This is a genomic window from Paenibacillus sp. OV219, assembly GCF_900110075.1.
Taxonomy (GTDB): domain Bacteria; phylum Bacillota; class Bacilli; order Paenibacillales; family Paenibacillaceae; genus Paenibacillus_Z.
This window is the reverse complement of sequence record NZ_FOCJ01000001.1, coordinates 879,149-903,118: the sequence shown is the minus strand read 5'-3', so window position 1 is coordinate 903,118 and position 23,970 is coordinate 879,149. Positions and strand designations below refer to the sequence as shown.

The 23,970-nt window shown below is 51.8% G+C and carries 19 protein-coding genes; 7 read left to right on the top strand and 12 right to left on the bottom strand.

The window, feature by feature from the left end:
• Nucleotides 1-520: 520 nt before the first annotated feature.
• From BMY11_RS03930 to BMY11_RS03910, 5 genes are read right to left on the bottom strand one after another with little or no spacing between them, the layout of a single operon-like run.
• Nucleotides 521-1,600 carry a LacI family DNA-binding transcriptional regulator gene (locus BMY11_RS03930; RefSeq protein WP_090573137.1) on the bottom strand — a complete coding sequence of 360 codons (1,080 nt, stop codon included), beginning with the start codon at nucleotides 1,598-1,600 and terminating at the stop codon, nucleotides 521-523.
• A 57-nt stretch (nucleotides 1,601-1,657) separates the two neighbouring features.
• Nucleotides 1,658-2,551, bottom strand: a complete 894-nt coding sequence (locus tag BMY11_RS03925) for an ATP-binding cassette domain-containing protein (protein ID WP_090573136.1) — start codon at nucleotides 2,549-2,551, stop codon at nucleotides 1,658-1,660.
• A 3-nt stretch (nucleotides 2,552-2,554) separates the two neighbouring features.
• Nucleotides 2,555-5,437 carry an ABC transporter permease gene (locus BMY11_RS03920; RefSeq protein WP_090573135.1) on the bottom strand — a complete coding sequence of 961 codons (2,883 nt, stop codon included), beginning with the start codon at nucleotides 5,435-5,437 and terminating at the stop codon, nucleotides 2,555-2,557.
• A gap of 25 nt (nucleotides 5,438-5,462) precedes the next feature.
• Complete coding sequence (locus BMY11_RS03915; protein WP_177182479.1) at nucleotides 5,463-6,497, bottom strand: efflux RND transporter periplasmic adaptor subunit; 1,035 nt, start codon at nucleotides 6,495-6,497, stop codon at nucleotides 5,463-5,465.
• Nucleotides 6,469-7,209 carry an ABC transporter ATP-binding protein gene (locus tag BMY11_RS03910; protein ID WP_090573522.1) on the bottom strand — a complete coding sequence of 247 codons (741 nt, stop codon included), beginning with the start codon at nucleotides 7,207-7,209 and terminating at the stop codon, nucleotides 6,469-6,471. Before BMY11_RS03910 ends, BMY11_RS03915 begins: the two co-directional genes overlap by 29 nt.
• A gap of 450 nt (nucleotides 7,210-7,659) precedes the next feature.
• Between BMY11_RS03910 and BMY11_RS03905 the strand changes: the two genes are divergently transcribed.
• The 4 genes from BMY11_RS03905 to BMY11_RS03890 all read left to right on the top strand — a co-directional run bounded on the left by BMY11_RS03905 (nucleotide 7,660) and on the right by BMY11_RS03890 (nucleotide 9,649).
• Nucleotides 7,660-7,986 (top strand): PadR family transcriptional regulator, encoded by a 327-nt coding sequence (locus BMY11_RS03905; RefSeq protein WP_090573133.1) that lies wholly within the window; start codon nucleotides 7,660-7,662, stop codon nucleotides 7,984-7,986.
• Nucleotide 7,987: 1 nt separating this feature from the next.
• Complete coding sequence (locus tag BMY11_RS03900; RefSeq protein WP_090573132.1) at nucleotides 7,988-8,395, top strand: permease prefix domain 1-containing protein; 408 nt, start codon at nucleotides 7,988-7,990, stop codon at nucleotides 8,393-8,395.
• Between the two features lie 16 nt (nucleotides 8,396-8,411).
• Entirely contained in the window at nucleotides 8,412-9,044 is a 633-nt protein-coding gene (locus tag BMY11_RS03895) for a hypothetical protein (RefSeq protein WP_090573131.1), read from the top strand.
• A 68-nt stretch (nucleotides 9,045-9,112) separates the two neighbouring features.
• On the top strand, nucleotides 9,113-9,649 hold the full coding sequence (locus BMY11_RS03890) for a GNAT family N-acetyltransferase (protein ID WP_090573130.1): 537 nt from the start codon (nucleotides 9,113-9,115) through the stop codon (nucleotides 9,647-9,649).
• 44 nt (nucleotides 9,650-9,693) lie between these two features.
• Here BMY11_RS03890 and BMY11_RS03885 read toward each other — a convergent pair whose 3' ends face one another.
• From BMY11_RS03885 to BMY11_RS03870, 4 genes are all read right to left on the bottom strand, one after another.
• Entirely contained in the window at nucleotides 9,694-10,935 is a 1,242-nt protein-coding gene (locus tag BMY11_RS03885) for an aminopeptidase (protein WP_090573129.1), read from the bottom strand.
• 132 nt (nucleotides 10,936-11,067) lie between these two features.
• Nucleotides 11,068-12,786, bottom strand: a complete 1,719-nt coding sequence (locus tag BMY11_RS03880; RefSeq protein WP_090573128.1) for an ABC transporter ATP-binding protein — start codon at nucleotides 12,784-12,786, stop codon at nucleotides 11,068-11,070.
• 25 nt (nucleotides 12,787-12,811) lie between these two features.
• On the bottom strand, nucleotides 12,812-13,837 hold the full coding sequence (locus tag BMY11_RS03875) for a FecCD family ABC transporter permease (RefSeq protein WP_090573127.1): 1,026 nt from the start codon (nucleotides 13,835-13,837) through the stop codon (nucleotides 12,812-12,814).
• The gene (locus BMY11_RS03870; RefSeq protein WP_090573126.1) at nucleotides 13,838-14,887 is read right to left on the bottom strand and encodes a FecCD family ABC transporter permease; all 1,050 of its coding nucleotides are present in this window, start codon (nucleotides 14,885-14,887) and stop codon (nucleotides 13,838-13,840) included. It abuts the gene before it with no gap.
• A gap of 270 nt (nucleotides 14,888-15,157) precedes the next feature.
• On the opposite strand from BMY11_RS03870, the gene BMY11_RS03865 reads away from it, so the two are divergent.
• Nucleotides 15,158-17,053, top strand: a complete 1,896-nt coding sequence (locus tag BMY11_RS03865; protein WP_090573125.1) for a terpene cyclase/mutase family protein — start codon at nucleotides 15,158-15,160, stop codon at nucleotides 17,051-17,053.
• A gap of 98 nt (nucleotides 17,054-17,151) precedes the next feature.
• On the opposite strand, the gene BMY11_RS03860 is transcribed toward BMY11_RS03865, so the two are convergent.
• A complete protein-coding gene (locus BMY11_RS03860; protein WP_090573124.1) occupies nucleotides 17,152-18,297 on the bottom strand; it encodes a hypothetical protein in 1,146 nt (381 codons plus the stop codon).
• A 545-nt stretch (nucleotides 18,298-18,842) separates the two neighbouring features.
• Complete coding sequence (locus BMY11_RS03855) at nucleotides 18,843-19,640, bottom strand: class I SAM-dependent DNA methyltransferase (protein ID WP_090573123.1); 798 nt, start codon at nucleotides 19,638-19,640, stop codon at nucleotides 18,843-18,845.
• Nucleotides 19,641-20,564: 924 nt separating this feature from the next.
• Between BMY11_RS03855 and BMY11_RS03850 the strand changes: the two genes are divergently transcribed.
• Together BMY11_RS03850 and BMY11_RS03845 are read left to right on the top strand one after the other, a co-directional pair.
• Nucleotides 20,565-21,269 carry a hypothetical protein gene (locus BMY11_RS03850; RefSeq protein ID WP_090573122.1) on the top strand — a complete coding sequence of 235 codons (705 nt, stop codon included), beginning with the start codon at nucleotides 20,565-20,567 and terminating at the stop codon, nucleotides 21,267-21,269.
• Nucleotides 21,270-21,480: 211 nt separating this feature from the next.
• Nucleotides 21,481-21,810 carry a helix-turn-helix domain-containing protein gene (locus BMY11_RS03845; RefSeq protein WP_371262753.1) on the top strand — a complete coding sequence of 110 codons (330 nt, stop codon included), beginning with the start codon at nucleotides 21,481-21,483 and terminating at the stop codon, nucleotides 21,808-21,810.
• On the opposite strand, the gene BMY11_RS03840 is transcribed toward BMY11_RS03845, so the two are convergent.
• The gene (locus BMY11_RS03840) at nucleotides 21,807-23,942 is read right to left on the bottom strand and encodes a sensor histidine kinase (protein ID WP_090573120.1); all 2,136 of its coding nucleotides are present in this window, start codon (nucleotides 23,940-23,942) and stop codon (nucleotides 21,807-21,809) included. The two genes, BMY11_RS03845 and BMY11_RS03840, sit on opposite strands and share 4 nt — an antisense overlap.
• Nucleotides 23,943-23,970: the final 28 nt, after the last annotated feature.

Here is a 23,970-nt window from a genome sequence, read left to right as displayed (position 1 = left end):
GTACCCCCATCACCACCGGTTTGCGAAGTGTTTGATGACTTACATGCCAATAATAGCATCGGTAGCCAAAAATAGTCAATAATATTTTTGCAATTTTAACAACATTTATGCAACGTTATTACTTATTTGTTTTCATTTTGTTATTTCATTAGGGTAAATCGATAGTCCTTTTCCGCGCACAAAAAGAGCCCCCGGCTCTCTTCGAATTCGCTTGTAGCGCTTACAAACTAAACGGAGAGGCGGAGACTCCAGGAACAATCTGTGTTGGATCTGATCTATACCATCGATCTATCTAACAGTGTGCATACCGAGTATTACTCTTGTAGTTTAGGGCAATGCGTAATGATATGGAGCGTCAACGTTGCGTGGATAAAGAGCAGCTTACGCAGTATGATGGTCAAATATTAGCTGGTAGAGGGAAAATCGACGTGTTATTCTGTCTTGCGATACACCTAAACAAGAACAAACAGGAAGCAAAATCAACAAAATTTTAGAAAAAATTTAGGTTGGTAGTCGTTTGCTATTGAGCTTCCGTGCCGGCTTCTTCTCGCTCGACTTCCCCATTCAACAGGTAGGCGTAGTTCTCCCGCAGAATAACGTCTGCATATATCAATTTTTTCTCGTGCGCGGTTGCCGGGTTTTGAATGCGCCATAGCATCTGATCCACGGCTCGCATGCCGAGCAGTTCTTTGTTCACGTTCACTGTCGCGAGAATCGGATGGGAATGGCAGGTGTTGTCGAAGCCGGTTACTGCGCAGCGCGATGGAACTTCGATTCCCAGGTAGCCCAGATGCTCGATGAAGAACTTCGCATTAACGTCATGTGCGCATACGTAAACTTCTGGCAGATCGACCGGTCGATATTGCTTGAACAAGAGAAAGATATCGTGCGCTTCGGGACCAATCAGCATGGGGTCTTGCTGAAGTTCGATCTGGCAGCTCTCGAGTGTGGAACGGAACGCAAGCCAACGGTCGAAATAGCTCTGGGCATCCTTGATGTTCCCGACAAACTGAAATTTGCGGTAGCCTTTGCTGATCAGCTTCATCATCATCTGCTGCATGCTGTTGAAATTATCCGTGAAGATCGTATCGCACGCAAAGACGGGATCGCTATGGTCGACCATGACGACCGGAATGTCCATTTGCTTGATTTTGAGCAAAATTTGCGTTGAGACGGTCCCGATCGTTATTATGCCCTGGATCGCCTCCGGATTCAGCAGCTTGAATACGTTATCGTCGGAAGGCTCCGTTATCGTAATAATGTCAAGTCCGCGCTGGCGAAGGCGCGACGACACTCCTTCAAATACAGGCCCCCAATAAATGTGTTCCCTGTTCTGATAGCGCAAGTTTGGAAACATGACCACGATCGTACCGTCCCATTTAACCTCTTCGAATTCTTGCAGCTCGCCCGTGAAGCGCTGCTGCTGCTGCTGCTGCTGCTGCTCGTTGTTCTTGAAGTAACCCAGCTGGCCGGCGACGCGCAGGATTTTCTCCCGCGTTTGGGCGCTCACACCGCTCTTCCCAGACAATGCTCGAGAAACAGCAAACTTGGACACACCTGCTAAATCGGCGATTTCTTGAATTCTCACTTTTGCTCTCATGATGACCCGTCCGTTTCTCTTTTTATTTTGCGTTTAGTTGTCTTTTCGTTTGAGCGCTCAGCCCCCCGTTTTGCCCGCCGGCGCAATTGGACGCAAAACGATATGATCCTCTTCCAGTCGCAGCAGTACCTTATCCGCGTCTTTGGCGCCTACTGCTTCCAAATAACGCTCGGGCACTTGAATCCGGCCAGAACGATCCATGACGGCATATTCAATGTGAGTATCGAGCTCCGTTTCTTCGTCTGACACGTCCTCCGTTGCGCACTCGTCCGTTCGCAGGATCATCTCTGAAGACGTCCGTCCATCCCGGATGAGCACGACCCGCTGCACCTGCTTGGCCAGATCCAAATCATGTGTCACGATAACGATGGTCAATCCCATCTCTGAATTCAGTTTGCGGAGCAGCGCCATGATTTGGTCCGACGTCTGCGTATCCAGTGCGCCCGTCGGCTCGTCGGCAAGCAGCAGCTTCGGTCGGTTGGCTAGCGCAATAGCGATGGCCACGCGCTGCTGTTCGCCGCCCGAAAGCTGTTGAAGCTTATGGCCGGTTCGTGAACCGAGCCCGACCGCTTCGAGCAGCTCGATCGCCCGGAGCCGTTTCTTCTTCCGATCATGCAGCAGCATCGGAATTTCTACATTCTCTCGCGCGGTCAAGTAGGGTACGAGATTACGCGATTTATTTTGCCAAATAAACCCAACTGTTTCACGTTTATAGACGTTCTGCTCCTTGTCGGTCAGCTTCAGCATATCCTTACCGGCGATCGTCAATCGGCCTGCCGAAGGGCGGTCCAAGCCGCCAAGCATGTTCAGAAGGGTTGATTTGCCGCTGCCCGAATTGCCGATGACAGCAACCATTTCGCCTTGGTTCAGCTGCAGATTCAATCCTTGTAGTGCAACAACCTCGACTTCGGCAGTTTTATAGATTTTAACTAGATTCTCGCATGTAATCAATAGTTAATCCTCCCCGAGCTTGACCGCTTGGTGAATATTCATCCGTTTTAGCAGCCAGGTCAGTATGACAAGCGCGGCGGCAAGCATGAAACAGGTTGAGATGCCGAGCCTGAAGACGTCCGCGTGGTCGGAAATGACTTGGAACGGCGGCACGATCCGGCCTGGATCGAAGGAAAGCTGGAACAACGGAACGTAAATTTGCCCAGCAGCGAAACCGGTCGCAATGCCGATGAAGAAGCCGGCCCCTGTCGTCAGCAGCTGCTCCAGCGTCATCATGCCGAGAAGCTGCTTGAAGGAAATTCCCATCGCGCGATAAATGCCGAACTGCAGCATGCGTCCCTGGAGTGAGAGCAGCCAGAAGAGCATGAAACCAAGAAAGCTGATCGCAAGCGAAATGATGAAACCGAGTGTCATAACGCCGTTGATCGCCATTCGGAACGGGTCCATACGGCTCTCGGAAATTTTGCCGATCGTATCATCGAACTTCTCGAGCTTGATCTGGCGTTTTCCTATCTCGTTAAGCAGTGCCTGTCTGTTCGCGCCGGGCTTCAGCTTCAGCCAAACGTCGTACGGCTCCATGCCGAGCTCGGTCTGGATCGTGTCCAGGTGGCCGACAATCAGCATGGGATTCTGAAGCTTACCGTCGCCTTCCTTAGGCCCAGCGACTGGATTTGGGTTAAATGCCGGAAAATACGGTACGATCCCATACACGATGAGGCGCGTCGGACGAATCCCTTCCCAACCGACATCCAGTGTATCGCCGACTTTGGCGCCGTAATAATCGGCCGCGGTTTTAGACAGCAGTACTGCATGCGTATCCGAGGCGATCAAATTTAAATATTCATAGAATGGGAACGGCGTCAGACTGTCCTTCATCCATGCGGCATTGCCGAAGGCGTCCGTATCGATGCCCACCAGCTTGACCTTGCCGCTCTTCGTGCCCAGCCAGGCTTCCCCTTCTTCCTTCGTAAACACCCTCGCAGCCGTATCGACGCCAGGCAGCGATTCGATCAATTCAAACGGCGGCTCCAAGTAGTGGATGATGTCCGGCGGCGGTGCCGACTGCACCGGCTGAGTCGCCTGCGGAATCGGTGAGGCGTTCGCAGGCGCATCGTTCTCCCAGTGCTGGCGAAGCACAATGTCGCTGCCGGCGGCATACCAGATTTGGTCTTCCATGTTCACGTTCAGCGTGCGTGCCGTATTGGCATTATAGATACCCGTGCCGACGGTCAGAATCAGAAACAGCATGAGTCCGTGATAGATGCGGTTCCGGCGAATGACCAGCAGCAGCGTCGTGTAATATTGCGGCGCCCACAGTCTGCGGCCCATCCGGTAGAAGAGTGCCACGAACAACGGATATAGCCGTATCATCAGAAGGCCGAAGCCGAGAATGAACAGAGTCGGGATCGTATAGAGCAGCGGATCGGCGGACAGCGATTTACCGTCAAGCCCCAGCTTGACGAGGTCCGACATCCGCTGGCGGAACATGTAATGGCCGTACAACGCTACGGCAATCAGCACGATGTCGACGCCGAAGAGCTGCCAAATGGCCCGTTTGCCTTCTCGTGCCTTCGCTCGCTTTTGGTCGACGATCGAATTTTTCGTTGCGATGAAGACCGGAACCAGATTGAGCACCCAGGCGGCGATCACCGCGCCTGCCGCGTATTTCCAGCTCTCGGCATCCATTTGCACCTTCATCGATCCGCGGTCGACGAAGTTCAGGAACGTGCTCGTCGATCCGAGAATGCGAGTAAAGGAGACACCGAGCCAGGGACCGATGGCGAAGGCCGCGATGGCGAGCAGTCCGAATTCGGCCGCATACATCAAGACGAGATGGAATCGCGATGCGCCGCGGCTGCGAAGCACGGATATCTCCGACTGCTGGCGCTCGACAAGCATGCTCGTCACCATGTAGAAATAGAAAGTGATGAGTATAAACAGTGGCACGTTAAGCGACCAGAGCAGCGTGCGCAGCGTCTTCTCCCGTTCGCTGTATGCCGTCATCGCCTCGCTGCCCGGCACGGAGACGGAAGAGCTGACCGAATAGTTGTACGCCCCCATCATGTCTGGCGCCAGGTTCGTCTTCAGCTGCAGGATGTAAGCAGCCGTATCTAAGTCGAATTGGGAATAATCCCCGATCGCCGTCCCGCCGAGCTTGCCGATGATGATCGGATGCTTCGCGATGAAATCCTGTTCGAACAGCCGATCAGGCAGGAAGAGTGTGTTCTGGTCGTTCTTCAAATTCTGCATGCCCCAGAACGGATCGTTCAGATCCTTTTCTACGATGACGGCGACCGGCTTGATGCGGATCGCTTGATCCTTCACCTTCGGATCCTTAATGACGTATTCTTGCCCAAGCAGCATGCCTAGCTGTCCGAGGGCGCTGTCTGTGACCATGACCTCGTAGACGCCATTCGTCTTCGCCGCCGTAGGTAGTTTGCCATCAATCAGCCGAACATGGTCTTCGATGCCGGAGCGCATGGCTAACTTGGCGCTGCGTTTCACTTTCGGATCAACGCGTGTAGGATCGGCTGGCGTAAGCTTGAACCGAACCGTCTCCACCAGCCTTTGATCCTGCGTAACATGGAGCAGAGGGCTGCTGGCGATATGCGAGGACCAATAAGCGTCGAACAGGTTCCACACGTTAGCCTGCACCTTAGCGTTGTCGGTCTGCATGGTGAACTGCGCGGCGATCATACCCGGGTGATCCCCGGTCTGTTCGTAGCTCCGCTCCAAGTCCTGTACGAGCATATGATGAAGCACGGCGTTCTTATAGATCGGCATGCTTGACGTCAGCGCGATACATAAGAGCATACCGCTGAACAAGCAGATGACGAGCCAATAGTTTCTGGCCATCTTTCGCAGAAGCATGATGAGAACGGACATAATTCCCTCGATTCCCCCCGGTGGCTTACGGAAGTATGATCTTCATTCCTTCCTGAACGCCTTTCACGATCTCGTATTCCGTCGCGGTTGTGAGACCAGTCTCAATATCGATCTCCTTGCGCCGCTCTCCTTCCAGCACCTGAATGAACGTCCGACCGAAATACGCGCGGATCGCGCTCTTCGGAAGCACAATGACGTTATCGCGGCGGGCTGCGACGATCGTCGCCTCCGCATGCGCGCCGAACGATGCGCCTTCGGGTAGCTTGCCTAGCTCGATGTAGACGGTCTTACCGTATTCGTCACGCAGCCGTTCGTCCGCCGTTTCCGGAGCGGAGGCCGGTGTCTGCGTCACCTTGCCTTTGTACGTTTTCTCCTTATACGTGACGTCCGCATCCATTCCGATCTTAATATCGGCAAGTGCCGGATTAGCGGCCACCTCGAGAGCCAACCGCATGCCGCTAGGCTGTGCGACTGCCGCCAGCACCCGCTCAGCGTCGAAATGATCGCCGGGCTGCAAATCAGTCGAATAGGAGATGACGCCGTCCGTTTTGGCGCGTATGACGCTGCTGTCAGCCTTCGACTTCGCCCTCTTGTACTGCAGATCGGCAAGCTCGAAATCAAGTTTGGCGATATGCTCGCTCTCCGCGTCTCCAGCTTCGACAGCATCGTTAAACGCCTGTTTCTTGCGTTCGTACTCGATTTGGCGCTCCAGCAGTTCGATGTCGGACCCGTTATTCTCAAGAGTTACGAGCACGTCGCCTTTCTTCACGGCGCTGCCGGCCCTGACATCCACCGAATGAATAACGCCGGCACCTTGTTGTTGGTAGTATTCGATCTTCGTTGGCACGAAGGTCGCAGAGCCCGCAACCTGCTTCACGATGCTTCCGCTCTTGGCGTCGATCGTTCGAACCTCGGCCTGCGCCGGCTTGACTAGCGGAGGCTTTAACGTTGATTGCTCTTTCGGCAGCAGGCTGCAGCCTGTCGACGCTAAGCTCGCGATGAGCAGCACGCCGAGCGCAAGCGCCCGGGATTTATATATACTTGATGATTTCCGAACCAATTCGTCCATCCTCCAGTGCATGAACCTGATCGACAAGATCCATGATGTGCGGGTCGTGGGTTGTGAGCACGACGCTTACGCCTAAGGTGCCTACCAGTTCACGGAATACCTCAATGATTTGTTTGCCCATGCGGGAATCCAATTCGGCCGTCGGCTCATCCGCCAAAATCAGCTTTGGCTTGTGGGCGATTGCCCTGGCGATCGCTGTCCGCTGTTGCTCGCCGCCGGACATCTCCTGCGGGCGATGGTGCATACGCTGCGCCAGCCCGACGAAGCTAAGCGCTTCCTCGGCCAGCCTTTTGCGGTCGGAAGCCGGCACGCCGGCTATCCGAAGTCCCAGTTCGACGTTCTCAAAGGCGCTCAAGTACGGCACCAAAGCAAACGATTGAAAAATCAGCCCGATTTCTTTTTTTCTCATCTCGTTTTTCTGTTGTTCGCTCATTCGGCTTCCGTCTCTGTCGCCGTAGAAGATCGAGCCTTCGTTCGGAGCATCCAAAGCGCCCATAATATTAAGCAAGGTCGTCTTGCCTGAGCCGGATCGCCCCTTCAATGCAATTAATGAACCCGTGCCCACACTGAGTGTGGCACCTCTTAATGCAAAAACTTGTGTTTCCCCTCTTCCGAAAACTCGCGTCACGTTTTGGACATCCAATATCGGAGTCTGTGAAGCCTCTAATCCACGCAAAACCAATCCCCCTCCGTCAAGCGGCATTGTTTCGGTAAGCGATTTCATTTCCACCCCTCTACTATAGCAAACAGTAAAAAATTAGTATATCAGTTTTGTGAATTTTAGTTATTTTGTTATTAATAATTTTAGGGTGATCCTAATATTCACTTAAACCCTTATCAATAAAGCAAAGCTGGCCTTCTGCTCACATACTAAAAGCCCAGGAATTTCATCCCGGGCTTGTGCTTGATCGATTGGATCTCATTATTCGGGTTCCTAAACGATCCTCAGTCTGTTCCAATTTACGTTTGCGATGTGCATCGCATCGTCGTGAGTTTGTATAAAAAAAGTTTTAACGATTACTTTGACACATAGAGTAATCTATGATAAATTTACTCCATCAGATAGAACTATGCCTGATAGAGCACTATGTGACAGAGTAAATCATAGTCACGTTCAACAGGCTTAGGATTATGATTTACAGGAGGACCTTGCATGATACGAAGTGACATCATTCGCGGACATCTCGATGCGATCATCCTGCGGCTTATTTATGAAGAAGACCGCTATGGTTATGAGATCTCCAAGGAAATCAGCGTGCGGACGGATGACCGTTTCCAAATCAAGGAAGCAACGCTGTATGCCGTCTTTCAACGGCTCGAGCGCAAAGAGTTAATTGAATCGTATATTGGCGACGTATCACATGGCAGCAAACGCCGCTACTACAAGATTACGATGCTTGGCCGCGCATACTTAAAAGAAACGGTTGAGGAATGGAACGAAATTAAAGAGATTGTCAATATTTTCATGGAGGGGTTATAAAATGAAGAAGATTAGCACACATATTGATGAATGGTTCCGCGATATCCCAGACAGCGAGCAGAAACAATTAATTCAAGAGGAAATTACGCAAAATCTCGAAGAAAAAGTGTACGACCTTGTGCGTGCCGGCAAGAGCGAAGAAGATGCGACGAACAAAGCGATAGTCGAGTTTGGCGATATTTCGGACATCAAGGAAGAGCTCGGCGTCATCCGCAACAAGCATGTAATAGATCCACGTAAGCGGTTCGGCCTGCACTTAGGCTTCTCGATTTGGGGCAGCTGCCTCATAATCGCCTTCTTCCTATTCATAAACATGTACTACTCGCCAAACACAATCTGGTTCGTGTACCCAGCATTCGTAGTCGCTTGGTGGCCGCTTGTCATGTTCTACAAGTGGCTAGGCTGGTAATTAAGGAGGCACCAATATGAGAAACCATCGTGCAAACTTTGCCGTAACCGGCAGCATCATGTCCATCGTCTTCCTATTGATTGTGAACATCATTACATCGCCAGATTACTTATGGTTCGTCCACCCTGCCTTCGCTCTCATTCAGTGGCCGATCGCGATGTATTTTGCAGCGACAGGACGAATCAAGCTTTACTCGCTCGTATCGACTCTACTGCTTATTATTTATCTCATCTGGGAAAATATTATTCAAGGTGCTGGCCATCCTTGGTTCTTATACCCGGCGCTAGCCGTCATCTGGTGGCCGATCCTCATGTACGCCGGCCGTTACGCCGCTACACTTGGCATGGCGATTATCAGCAGTATCTTAATCATCGGATCGTATGGCGCACTCAACCTTCTATTCTCTCCGGAGTATCCTTGGATTATTTTCGTGGCGTATACAATCTTATGGTGGCCGATGTCCATCTATTTCACCCGTTCGCGCAGATGGTTCGACTTCTCGCTATGCGCTTCGCTGCTCACGAGCGCGCTCTTCATTATAGTGAACGCTATCTCATCACCAGATGAAATATGGGCCATCTATCCGATCTTCGCTGTTATTTGGTGGCCGCTCAGCATGCACTACTATGCCAAACATCCGCAAGTTTGATCGCCGTTAGCCTTGAATGCTACAATAGATCAGAGCTACACTACACTATCTAAATGGAGAACTCATCTATGCTAGCATTCACTATGAAACAAGAATACGTAAGCGACCGCATCCGCGTCGTACAAGCTAAACCATCGGACGCCGCTGATGTGATGAACCTGCTTGTAAGCACAGCGCGTTGGCTGCAAAGCAAAGGCTCTACACAATGGAGCGCACTTCTGAGCGGTGATGATCACCATAATGTGACCGGACATATCGAGAAAGGCGAGCTCTTCATGTTCAAGGACGGCGACACGCTCGCTGGTATCGTCCTTCTTATGCAGGTGCCAGGTGAGTGGGATCATAGCCTATGGGGTCCAGATGGACATGAGTCTATCGTTTACCTGCATCGCCTCGCGATTAATCGTGATTACGCAAGGCAAGGTCTTGGCGCCGACATCGTGAGATGGGCAGAGGAAGGGGTTTCCTTCACAGGCAAAGACCGTATTCGCCTGGATTGCATTGCAAACAATGAAACCTTGAACAAATTCTACAGCGGAATTGGTTATACCTACAAAGGCACTTCGCCAAGCGGCTTCTGCTTATACGAGAAACTGCTAAAATAAAAAATCGGGCCGAGATGTTCTCGGGCCGATTTTTTATTTTGCGATTAGAATGCCCAATTGCCGCCGCGGAACAGCGGTTCAACCGAACCATCCTCATGCACGCCATCAATATCGAGATCTGCATTGCCGATCATGAAATCAACATGCGTCAAGCTATTATTCAAACCGCGCTCCGCCAGCTCTTCCTTGCTCAGCTGAAGCCCGCCATCGAGGCAAAACGGGAATGCAAACCCAATTGCCAGATGACATGCTGCATTCTCATCGAACAAGGTGTTGTAGAACGTCAAGTTCGTATTCGAAATAGGTGATTGGAATGGAACAAGCGCGATCTCTCCGAGATAGTGCGAGCCTTCATCCGTCTCCACAAGCCCTTTGAGCGCTTCATAGCCCTGCTCAGCTTCGTATGACGTAATGCGGCCATCGGAGAATGTAATCGAGAAGTTGTCAATCAAGTTGCCGTTATAGCTGAGCGGCTTACTGCTATATACGGTTCCGTTCACGCTGCCTTTATGCGGCGAAGTGAACACTTCCTCTGTCGGCATGTTCGGAATAAATACACTGCCTTGCTTATTCTTCGTACCCGCACTTACCCAGAGATGCCCTTCCGGCAAGCCGATCGACACATCCGTTCCCGATGATGTGGAGCGGTAACGAAGCTTTTTGAATCTGCTTTCGTTCAAGCGTTCCGCTTTGCTGCGAAGCCCATCTGCATGCTCGCGCCATGCCGCAATCGGATTGGCCGCATCCACGCGGGTCGCAGCGAAGATCGCTTCCCACAATGCATTTACTCGCTCAGCCGAAGACTCCATTCCTGGGAACACCTTCTCAGCCCACTCTGGCGTTGGGACAGCGACGATGGACCAAGCACAATCATTGCTAAGCGTATATTTGCGGAATGGTTGAAGTGCAGTCTGAGCTGGCTTCGTCACTGCGCTGATGCGCGACGATTCGATGCCGTTCAGCAGATCTGGATTCTCGGCCGTAATCCACAAGAATGCAGCTCCCTCTTCCGCCAATTTAACACGCCCATCGACGATCCACTCTGGGTAGAACGATAGCCCTTCCTCCGGCGACTTCTCGAGCCGAGTACGGATGATCTGCTCATCCGTCCATTCCACGTGAACATAGCTTGCGCCAATCTCATACGCATGCTTCACGACGAGGCGTACGAAAGGCGCCGCTTCCAATTGAGTTATAATGCATAGCTTCTGTCCTGGCTGAATGTTGACGCCAACCTCGACTGCCAGCGCAGCATATTGCGCTAAACGATTCTCGAATGAGTTCATTATTTTCACTCCTCTAAAGTTACAGCTTCCAGCAAAATATTATACCAGTGCCATATGGACGGATGCAAAAAAAGCGGGAAAGGTGCGCTGGCCGCATGAGCGACTAGCTACCCTTCTCGCTTTTACAATGAATTATGCATGCTGGAACTGCGCATGGTGCAGCCTGCTGTAATGTCCGCCTGCTGCGAGCAGCTCCTCGTGCCGGCCTTGCTCGGAGACGCCATCCTCGGTCACGACCACGATGCGATCCGCATTCTTGATCGTTGCAAGTCGGTGCGCGATGACGAGAGTTGTACGTCCCTGCGACAGCTCTGCAAGCGACTGCTGAATCGCCGACTCCGTCTCGGTATCTAGCGCCGAAGTCGCTTCGTCAAGAATAAGAATTGGCGGGTTCTTGAGGAACATCCGCGCAATTGCAACCCGCTGCTTCTGGCCGCCGGACAGCTTCACGCCCCGCTCACCTACAATCGTATCGAGCCCCTCCGGCAACGATTGGATGAACACCTCAAGCTGCGCTCTACGTGCTGCCGTAAGGAGCTCCTCATCGGTCGCGTCCATTTTGCCATACTTGATATTTTCCCGAATCGTTCCCGAGAACAGGAACACATCCTGCTGCACGATACCGATATTCTTGCGAAGCGAAGCCAGCTTCATGTCACGGATATCGATGCCATCCACGGTAATGCTGCCACCTACAACATCGTAGAACCGCGGCAGCAAGCTGCACAGCGTTGTTTTGCCCGCTCCGGATGGTCCAACGAAAGCCACCGTCTCCCCTGATCGGATCGATAATTGGATATGCTCCAACACATGCGATTCATTCTCATAGCCGAAAGACACATCTTGGAACTTGATATTTCCTTGCAATGTGTTCACATCACGCGCACTCGGACGGTCTGCAACCTCTGGCTCCGTGTCCAGAAGATCGACATAACGTTTGAAGCCGGCAATGCCTTTCGGATAGCTCTCGATGACCGCATTGATCTTCTCAATCGGTCCAATGAACACGTTCGCCAGTAGTAGGAAGCCGATAAACTCCCCATACGTCAGCTCGCCGCGAATGACGTACCAAGTGCCGCACACCATGACGAACAGTGTGACGAGGCGTTTCAGCATGTAGTTGATGGATGAGTTGAACGCCATGATTTTGTAAGAGAACAGCTTCGTTAAGCGGAACTTTCCGTTGTTTACCTGGAACTGATCCTTCTCGAAAGGCTCGTTCGCGAACGCTTGCACGACGCGCATACCGCCGACATTATCTTCAACACGCGCATTGAATTCTGCGATATCAGAGAACAGCTGATGGAATGCTTTTGTCATTTGGCGGCTGAAGAAGATGGCGAGATAGATCATGAGAGGTACGACGATGAATGTCAGTACAGCCAGCTTCCAGTTGATGAACATCATGAGTGTGAAAGAGCCTGCGAGCGTCATCACGGCGATGAACAAATCTTCCGGACCATGATGCGCCATTTCGCCAATTTCCATCAAGTCATTCGTCAGCCTGGACATGAGATGGCCTGTCTTATTGTTATCGAAGAAGCGGAACGATAGCTTCTGAATATGGTCGAACAGCTTGCGCCGCATGTCAGTCTCGATATTGATGCCGAGCATGTGGCCCCAGTATGTAACAATATAATTGAGTAGTGCATTGAGGATATATACAAACAGTAAGCCTACACATGCCCATGAGATCAGCATCCAGTCCTTGCCTGGCAACAGCTTATCGACGAATTGGTTCACCGCCAGCGGAAAACCTAGCTCCAGAAACCCTGCGAAGATCGCGCAGAAGAAATCTAGGTAGAACAGTTTCTTATAAGGTTTGTAATAGGAAAAGAACCTTGCGAGCATTCGAATATCTCCCCTTTTTCGATAGCTAGCTGGAGCCTTTGGTCCGCATCAGTAAATAAAGAAAATACGGCGCTCCGATCACAGCAACGACAATACCTGTCGGAATATTGTATAGCCGTGCGAATGTATCAGAAATGATAAGCAGCAGCGCTCCGGCAAGCGCCGAAGCAGGCAGTAAATACGGATGCTGCGGACCGACTAGCCGTCTCGCCAGATGAGGGCCAATCAACCCAACAAAGCCGATGGCACCACCGAGTGCGACTGCTGCGCCAGCTAATCCGACAGCAGACGCAAACATGATAAGCCGCTCACGACTAAGCGCAGCGCCAAGTCCGCTTGCAGTGAGATCGCCGAGGTTCATGACGTCGAGCACTCGCGCTTTGAAGAATACAAGCGGCAACAGCACGACAAGCCAAGGCACAAGCGCGAGCACGAAGCGCCAATCGGTGCCCAAGATGCTGCCAGCTAGCCAGACCTGCACGAATTTGAACTGCTCGGGATTGAGGCGAAGCGTCAGCACAAGCATCGCAGCAGATATTCCCGCAGCAACCGCAATACCGACAAGCAGCATCCGGATCGTGGAGATACCATGATTACGCCGGTAGGAGAGCGTGAAGATAAGCGCTGCTGTTCCTCCTGCACCAACCAATGCGAGCAGCGGCAGCAGGAAGATCGTGCTACTGACCGGAAAGACGCTGATGAACAGGATGACGACGAGCCCTGCGCCGGCATTAATGCCAAGAATGCCCGGCTCTGCGAGCGCATTGCGTGTAACCCCTTGCAGGATGCAGCCCGATACGGCAAAAGCAGCGCCAATTAGCAGCGACATGACCATCCTAGGAAGCCGGAACTGGAACAGAATCAGCTCCTGCTTCGCATCACCTTTGCCAATTAAGGTACGCAGCACCTCATGCGGTGTCAGCTTCAATTGGCCCGTATCCATGCTAATAATGAAAACAATCACGATGAGAACGAATAATAGCGTCATTATGGAGAAAGCCCGTTTACGACGAGCTGCTTCCGCTGAAGCGACAATGGAAGTTGACACCATCTACAGCTCCCTCCTCTCGTTCATGGCGAGGTAGAGGAAGAACGGTACGCCGATGATGGCGATGAGTGCACCAAGCGGCGTCTCAGCGAATGGGTTGAACATTCTTGCGCCGATATCAGCGAGTACGACGAGAAGCGAGCCGAGCACCGCAGAGCACGGTAAAATCCAGCGATAATCAACGCCAACAAGATATCGCGCGACATGCGGAATAATCAGGCCGACGAAGCCAACTGCGCCTACGATGGAGACAGAAGCGCCGGCCAAGATGAGAATGAGCAGCGCCCCTATCGCCTTGACAAGCCCTGTACGCTGGCCGAGACCTGTCGCGATATCTTCGCCAAGGCTTAGCAGTGTAATGGAGCGGGACATCAGAATAGCAATCGCGATACTGCCAAGTATCCAAGGAGTAATGATTTTCACCTGTGCCCACTGAACGCCTTGCATGCCGCCCGCATACCAGAATGTGAGCTCTTGGCCTACATTGTAATGAATCGCAATCGCTTCGCTAATTGCAAGCATCAGAGCAGATACTGCCGCCCCTGCAAGCACAAGGCGAACCGGCGTAAGTCCACCCTTCACCATTGAGCCAGCACCGAATACGATGACAGCCGCGAATGCAGCTCCAATGAACGAGAAGAACAGCAAATTGACGAAGGACATGCCTGGGAAGAAAGCAAAGCATACGGCGAGCAAGAGGCCAGAGCCTGCATTAATGCCTAGTAATCCTGAATCTGCGATCGGGTTGCGGGTCATCCCCTGCATAAGCGCGCCTGCCGTTGCGAACGCCGCACCGGTTAACGCTCCAGCAATAACACGCGGAATCCGCAGCTGGTGAATGACCTGATGGGAAGTCAGATCCGGATTGAAATGAACGAGCGATTCCCATACCGTAGCAAGCGAGATGTCTGCCGCTCCAACTGCGATCGACAGCGCCGCGCTGAGTAAGAGAAGCGCGCTCCCGCCGATGAGTAGGATAATAGCAGCGAGCGGACGCGATTGAATCGTTACGTCCGGCTGTTCTGCTCTAGAAATTGAATGGGACTGCACAATGATAAACCACCTTTACTTATGTACATCTTGTACCTCTGGATGCCTAGTTCGAATTCAATTGAGAATTATTTTCATAATAAAGAGTTCCAGCCAAGTTGTCCATCCATTACGTGAATCTTTTCCTTATTTGCGCGCCAGTTCAACTAGATTTGTTACTTTTTTGTGCCAAACTCCTCATGAATGAAGGCGTTAGCGTCATACACTTATACCCGAAGGGCAGCATCGAAGTGACTACAAATGCCTGATGTAAGCACGGAAGGAGGTGCCGCTATGCAGCCAGATCTGAACCAGATTCAAGCCGGCATCAATTTGCTCGTCAATCGGCTGCTGCCAAGACAAAGCGTTGATGGCAGCTGGCGGCTAGGCTTCATTGATTCCGGGACGTCCACAGATGCGGCAGCGATCATGCTGCTGCAGAGCATGCAAGTGCCGAAGCCTAAGCTAGTTGCTGCATTGAGGGAGCGGATCGAACTCATGCAAGGCTCCGACGGCGCTTGGCGCATCTACCCGAACGAGGCGCCTGGACATGCAGCCGCTACAGCGGAGTGCTACTTTGCCCTGCAGTTCGCCGGCAGAACCCCGAATGAGCCGCATATGAAGCGAGCTCGCGAATCGCTGCAAGCGCTCGGCGGCCTATCCCGCATCGAGAGCTTAGTAACGAAGTTCCTGCTCGCCGCTGTCGGACAATATCGTTGGCCGCGCTGGTTTCCTGTTCCACTCACTTTGATGCTGCTGCCGAAATCAGCGCCGCTTCACTTCTATCAATTCTCCGGCTATGCGCGCGTTCATATGGCGCCGATGCTCATACTCGGCGACCGCAAGCCGGCATTCACACTGCCATCGATCATCCCGCTCGAGCCGCTGCGCAGCGAGAGCGAGGAGCTAAGGCTGCAGCAGGGCAGCTGGCAGAGGCATTTTCATTATAAGCTGCGGCAGCTTGATGATGATCGCCTCCAGCTACATCAGCAAGCAACCGATCGCGCTGTCTCGTTTATGCAAGCGCGCATCGAGTCCGATGGCTCGCTGTATAGCTATGCGACAGCGACCATTCTGATGGTTCATTCGCTCCGTGCACTCGGCTTCAAAGCGGAGCATCCGCTTATCGCCGGAGCGCTCCAAGCGCTAGAGACATTGCTTGCGCCAGACTGGACGCTGCATGGCAGAGCCGCCACACTCCAGAATACAACATCCACCGTCTGGGACACCGCGCTAATCAGCCATGCGCTGCAAGCTGCCGGCTTCTCCCCGTCTCATCCTTCTATTATGCGTGCAGGGCAGTTCTTGCTTTCGCGGCAGCATACAAAGCTTGGCGACTGGAAGCACAATGTCGTTGATCCAGAGCCAGGTGGCTGGGGCTTCTCGAACATCAATACGATCCATCCCGACAATGATGATACGACGGCTGTCTTGCGAGCCATTCATTCGTTAACCGTAGATGTCTCTGCTACCTCTCGTGAGAGAGGACTCAAGTGGCTGCTCGCGATGCAGAACAGCGACGGCGGCTGGGCGGCGTTCGAACGCAACCAAGATAACAAGCTGATCAGCTGGGTACCGCTCGACGGTGCGGAAGATGCAGCAACGGATCCGTCAACACCGGATCTGACCGGCAGGACGCTCGAATATCTCGGCCGCTTCGCCAGACTGACGACCGAGCACCATTTCATCCGTCGCGCAGCGAATTGGCTCTACAGCCATCAAGAACTGGACGGATCCTGGTACGGGCGTTGGGGCGTCTGTTATATCTACGGTACATGGGCAGCGCTGACCGGACTCGCCTCTGTCAACGAGTCGCCACAGCATCCACGAATTCGGCGCGCGGTCAATTGGCTGCACAGCATTCAACACGCAGACGGCGGTTTCGGCGAATCTTGCGGGAGTGACGAGGTGAAGCGGTTCGTCCCTCTCCCCACTTCCACTCTCGTTCAAACCGCCTGGGCGCTGGACGCACTCATCGCCGTCCATGAGACGCCAACTGAAGGGATGCAGCGCGCCTGCACCTATTTGCTCCGCAATCTGCCTGGCGAGCATCTGCAGCAGCAATCGCTTGCTGCGCGCTACCCGAATGGAGCCGGTTTACCCGGTTATATCTATACTTGCTACGAGAGCTATCCGCTCATCTGGCCGCTGCTCGCACTTGCTCATTACCGAAACAAATATAGCGAATGAACGAATCGAAAAACGAAACAACAAACACCTTGCATGGAGACTCCCTTTAAACAGGCGCGTCTTTCAATTCGCAAGGTGTTTGACATTAGCCACGATTCTTATTTATCCGCATCAAGCATATCTTTGCCCTTATTGTCTATCGCGGCAATTGACTCGATCTTCCACGGCTCTGCCGGCGATTCCCGAACGAGAATCAGCCCCAGCTTCAGCTTTAGCACTTTCTTGTTCTCTGCTAACATCCTTACATTCTGCGACAGATCCGCTATTAGTTCGTCTTCCGAAGCGTTCGCAGCGATCACTTTCTTCTGATCGGCAGCGATCCGTTCCACGTGTGCAATGAGACGCTCAAGCTTGTCATTATAAGGGGCTTCAAACAACATTCGTGAAGCTTGAATTTCTTTCAAATTAAACGTTTTGAAGAAGGTGGCAACGATCTTGTCCGGGTTCATCGCGCCAACATACTCAGGCAGTTTACCAGCAGCCTTGAACACCATAAGCTGATGCTCCGGATCGACGGTTTGTGTCTTATGTGTCGTGCTCCCGAGGAAATGAACACAGAAGTGGCCTGGAAAATCATTGTCAGGAATTCCATCTCCGCCGTGCGGCTTACCGTGCATCGATGCTGCGAGCACCTGACCGTCCGCCTGAACGAGAATCGCTTTGCGCTTCCAGCTCCATTTGCCATTATAGATGCGTTTCATAATCTCGGTATCCTCACGGGTAAGAGGCTGAACATCGGCATGACTGCTGCCTGCCCGCCGCTGCACCTGAAAGGTTAAGCCAGTTTCCAGATCAGTGAGCGAGAAGCTCGACATGTTCGGAACATAAACCTTCGCTTCTTCCCAAGGCAGCAATCGGCCATAGTGCGCCCCTCGAAGCTCGCGAACCTGTTGTGAGAGAAGAACCCGATCTGGCTCTTGCAGGATCAGCTTCTCATGCGAAACGGTGTCATATACAACGCCGTATCGATCGACCGGAAGAGAGCTCTCCTCGCTCCCTTTCTTGAAGGTAACGAATGTATCCGTGACGGGAATCGCATAAATTCGGACGCGAACGCCATGGCTTAACATTTTCGATATCGCTTCATCGCTGCCGATTGCAAGCTCCGTTGCCCTGACCGATTCTGGACTCGCGGCTACGCGCAGCTTTGCCCCTTCATCTCCCGCTTCGGCGCGATGACTGCTGAGCATGATGCTGATCCCAAGAAGACAGACGGCTTGCAAGATGCACATAACTTTGCGCATGACATTCCTCCACCACTCTAAAACTTGTCTCAACCTTTGCAGGGTTACGTCATTAAGCATGACCCCCCACTTGTACAGATACTGATTCACCACGCCAGATGTAAAACGGATGTAATTGATCAAAAATCAGCTGTAAAAGCAACAAAAGCGCAAACCGGTAAACTTATGTCCACGCAGTAAGGTTTCCCTTCCTTTTCCGTGTGGATACGGTTCTTTCCAACTATTTCGTACGTAGAAATCCACTTTTATATCCTCTTTACGCTAGCAATCTATGTGGGACATATGGGACAGTGGGACATTATATAAATACTTCAGTATTATCAAGGGTTTGATCCTCATTTGATTGTCTCACTTCTTCAAAGCGAGTGGGACAGTAGCCGTGAGCATAATGTTTCCGCGTAAATCGGAAAACAATACAACTTCTTGTCTTTTGGAAAGGACAAGAATTATAGTTTCTCTCTTCTTCGGAAAATAAAGCCTGCCGGCAATGCCGGCAGGCTTTAGCTTCGCGATTACGTTATCAGAGTTTTGGTTGGGACGCGATTTTATTTTCGGCAGATAAAGCTCAGTTCTTTGTGGTCTGCGGTAGCTGGTTCGTCGCTGAAATCTCCAAAGATCTGTATGTCGCTGAAGCCTGCGCGCTCAAGCATCAACACCAACTCGTTCTTCGTATAGTCATCCACCCTTTGCGTGTGAACTTCCTCCTTGATAAGGTCTCCTTCGTGCCATAGCCGGACTCGCATCTGACGGGTGGCGACGTTCTCCAAGGGATCTGTCTCAAGTGTCCGGGCAGCCATTTCCAGCTCCGTGCCGTCGGCTAGGCGCTGGCGCTCACTGGATGCGGGCCATCCCTCGGGTTCAGCCCGCCTGTACTCAGGCAACCTCGCCAGCCAAGCGGGCGGATCGTTCCATCGCACCATATAGTTGAATGCGAACGTGCCGCCTGGACGTAGATGCTCATGGCAGCGCTGCATTGCCTGCATAGTCAGACGATGCTCTCCACCGAGACCAATCACCCCGCAGGCAAATATCGTCCTGTAGCGCCGGGGCAGATCCAGCTCGTGCATTGCCTGCGCATAGAGCCGGGGTGAAAGGCCTTGCTTTGCTGCTTGCTCCTGGCAGACTGCAAGCATATCCTCCGAGTAGTCGCAGCCATCCACATCCAGACCAGCCTGCAAAAAGAGGAGCAACAAGCGTCCACTGCCGCAGCCCAGATCAAGCGCCGGTTGTCCGGACGTCTCGATCAGCTTCTTGTAGTACGCCGCTTCCGGACCAGCTTCCGTCCCGGCATTCGCCCACGATTGCGCGACAAGGCCATAGTGCCATATTTGGGGTCGTTGCATATTTTGATAACCTCCTTCGATATTGTTGAGACTAGACCAGCGATAGTCAGCGTACACACTGATGCTACACGCCTAGGCCGTACAGGAGCCTCGGATAATCCCGCCAGAAACTGAACGTCCCCATCCGTCTCAAACAAGTTCTGGTCGTATAACTCGGCGCACCATTGCGCGATAATTTGATCTTCAATGATCAAGTTAACGGCCTCCATTCGTTATGGAGGGTTACGCTAACGTCGCCCTCCGTATCGTAGCGGTTGCGATGTTCAGGTTGTCATTCATCGGAATCACCCTTTCTGAATGGATAAGCCGCGTGCTGCGACAGGTTCATCATGGCATAGGCGACTTGTATCAAACTAGGTAATAGTTGATTAAAATCAAACCTGTCGTACGGAATAGATTCCATTGCTGCGCGAGTACAAGAAAGAATGTGCGATGAAACGACTAAAAGCCGCTAACCTTTGAGAGAGCGGCGAACGATTTTTTGTATTTTCCAGTTGGCAAGGCAAACCGCTGAATTCGTTAAGTGTCCGAAACTACATCTAAAGGCGGCGCAGTATAATCTGCGCTGCTTTTTTTCGTCCTCTCCCCTACTGACCCACTTATAAATGAGAATGTCCCCCGGGAATTGCATGCAGTTGGACACTAAGTCAAACGCACAAACCCGCGCCGTTGCTGGGTTTTTCCCGAAACTGTCCCACTGTCCCAGATGTACCACTGTAAAATACACTATAGGAAAATAGAATAGATGCTAAAGTTACATCCCATGTACTCCTGATGTAAAACTGATGCAAAACTATTACATCAAAGCTCGAAGAAAACTCGGATTTCAACCTTTACAGGGTTTTGCTAAATGCACAAGCATTATCCTTTGCCCATACAATGTTGGAATAGGCGTGCGAGCTGCACAAGAAAGGCGGAAATGAGATGAATTTCGAACCTGTTTTAAGGTCGAATATATTGGCTGCGGCCAGAGACATGCGCAATAGTGATGTGGGATTCGCGACGTTTCGGACGTCGTACTGTAATTCGGAATATTGGAATTTGACTAGCGAGGGCGGCTTCGAGCTGAAACGGAACGTCACTGCGGCGGATGGCATCCGAGACATCTTCGAGAACGCGAGTAAATATGGATTTGAATGTGCGACCGCTGTTATGATCATTGAATATAAAGCGGTCTTAGAAACGCTCGGCGAAGACACGTTCAACCGGCTCTTTCCGAAGCTATATCTGCACTCGTGGCAATTCGATAACAATCTCGGTTTAACAAGAGAAGATGCGCCAAGCTCGAACTCTAAACCCGGCGACGTTCTTTACTTCAAGAATCCGGAGGTTAATCCGGAGGAACGAATCTGGCAAGGCGAGAACGTGATCAAGATGGGGGATGATCATTATTTCGGGCATGGGATCGGCATGGAGAGCGGTGAAGGCATTATAAGAGCGCTAAACAAGCACCGAGCGCCTGACGCTACGGAATCTGCCTATCTGGAGGATCAGTTCATCTACCCGGACTTCTCCGCATTGTCTAAGTACGCCTCCTCAGACATTCGTCCAAACCGCGTTATCCCAATAAGACTTAAGCTTGGTACGGTGAGTGCGAGCATCGGTGCACGAAGATATATTTTGCATTAATATGCAGCACAAAGGGACTGAACGCCTACTGACAATAGAGAGTCAACAGCGTCCGGTCCTTCTCTTCTTGCTTCATAGCTTGACAATCTTCTCCTAATTAGAGTGGTTCGTAGAGGAAATCACTTGACAACGATACAATTTGTATCATAAAGTACATAATAGGACATTTTGTATCTAATCAGATGAATAAATAAGAGGTAAGGAGTTTGCGATGATGACAATGGGAGATCGATTGCGAGAGCTGCGGCTGCGCCACAATTACTCGCAGGATGAGGTGGCAAGGCAGATCGGCATTACCCGGTCCGCCTACAGCCATTATGAGATTAACAATAGACAGCCTGTTTATGACACATTGCGGAAGCTTGCCGCCCTGTTCAGCGTTTCACTCGACTATATTATCGGAGGAGAAGCATCAAGACGGGAATCACCGACACTAACGCCTGAGACAATGGAAATTATTAGGTTGTTGAGCCATATGGATCAGGAGAAGCGTAAAGCATCCATTGACCGCATGATGGCCGTCATCAAGCAAGTCGATTAGCCCACCATACGCACTTCCGCCGGGAGCATGAACCAGATCATCGTCCCTTTATCCACCGTACTCACCGCACCTATCGCGCCATCATGCGCCTCCACAATTTCTTTTGCAATTGCAAGTCCAAGTCCGCTTCCGCCATCCGCAGAATTACGCGATACATCTTTCTTGTAGAACCGATCGAATATGTACGGCAAATGCTCATCCGCAATCCCGCTGCCTGTATCGCTCACGGTTACGATTACTCGGCTTGTATGCTCTTCGAAGAAGAAGGAGAGCGTTATTTCGCCGCCTCTGGGCGTATGCTTGATTGCATTGTACACGACGTTCGCCAGCACTTGATCCATTCTTGCCAAGTCGAGGCTTAGTAGAATGCGGTTCTGCTGTTCCATCTCATGCGCATGGCCATCCTCAGTGGAGCTGACGCTGTGGAAGTCGCAGCTGAACCGTAAACCGCTGCTAATGACGTCGATCTCGTACATATCATGCAGCTGCTGGATCCATTGCCCAAGCGGCACCTTCGCAAAATCAAACCGCGTCTGACCCGCCTCCAGCTTCGTCAGCTCAAACAGATCACGGATGAGCCGGTTGAGCCCTCCTACTTTGCCGAGCATCATCCGAATGTAACGCTGCTGCTGCTGCTCCGACTGCACTACGCCATCTTGGAAAGCTTCCAAATATCCTTGCAGCAGCGTAATCGGCGTTCGCAAATCATGCGAAATGTTCGTCATGAGATGCCTTCGGGATGTCTCTGACCGTTGCAGCTCCCGGTTCGTTTGTGCAAGCGTTGCATTCGCTTCGCTGAGCGCGACCGTGCGCTCTTCAATCCGCTCTTCCAGATGGATATTCAGCTCGCGAAGCTCATTGGATACATGCTCCACTCGCACCATCGCGTTCGAGAAGCGCCTTGAGATAATAAAGGATTGCATCAGCATAAAGAAGAACAAGCCCAGCGGGACCAACTGCGTATAGACGAGCCATTCATTGAAGAACAGCATGTCGTTCAGCACCGTCACTACAAAGACAGCAAGCCCCGTAAGGACGAATGTAGAGCCGATTCTTCGCCGCATCCGAGCGGTAATGAGGACTGCAAGCGAGTAGATCGCAACGCCGACGACGAATAGCTGAAACAGTGGGAGCTGCTTCGAGAATATGATCGCAGGGCTTAGGAGCACAAACACGCATAAAGATAGCCCAATTCCCGTTACAAACGGAATGACTCGCTTCGAGGCGTCCAGCGGAAATAGCTTGTACACATAGAGAAAACCCGTTACCGCGCTTAGCGCGAAAGCTATGTATTCGATCTTAAGTCCTGCTTCCCACGAAATCGGGAATAGCCGCAGCAGGTAGTTCTCCCCTGTCACACTTGCCCTTGCAGCAACAAATAGACAGAGCAGGCCAAAATGCATCGTAAACTGCTCCTGTCGCCGAAACGCATACAGACCAATGTGATAAACACCGATAATAATAAGGCTGCCGAGGATCAGCATCTCCTTAGCGGTCGTTTTCATCTGCGCATCAACGATCGAATCGCTGTCGCCGAGCTGCATTGGAACCCATATGCCACCTTTTCGATGCTGAAAATTGGATACTTGGATGACGATTTCGAGCTTGTCTGAATTCGTGTTGAACGAGACGATCTTCGGAAACTGCTCCGCCTTCGAGCCGCTCCTGCTTGTTCCGACATGCCCGAGTTCTACGAGTTCCTTGCCATTCACCCACAGCTTATAGCTGCTAAAAATATTCGGCAGACGCATCGCAAGCACATGATCCGTTGGCTGTATGAGCGCTGTAAGCTTATAAGTCGCATAGCCTTGACCTTCGTCAATGCCTTGTACGTTCCGATAGCTGTTCCACGACCGAGGCACTCGCACAGTCGCTGTGCGCTGCTCAAGAACAGCATCACCCGGCTGCAGCAGCCTGCCTGCATAGAACGCCCACTGTCCCGACAGTTCAACTTGACCGTCTGTTTCAAACTGCCAGCTGCGAAGGTCAATTGTCCCTTGCTTTGCCACAGGTTCGACTTGCTTGCTCTCGACGGAGCAGCTCGTTAATCCAAGAAGCGGAATCACGAGAAGCAGAAAATAACATAAATGACGCCGAATTGTGCTAACCTCCTGGAAACGCGGATTGCCCACCCCTGTCTCCTTTCGTTATAATAGCCTA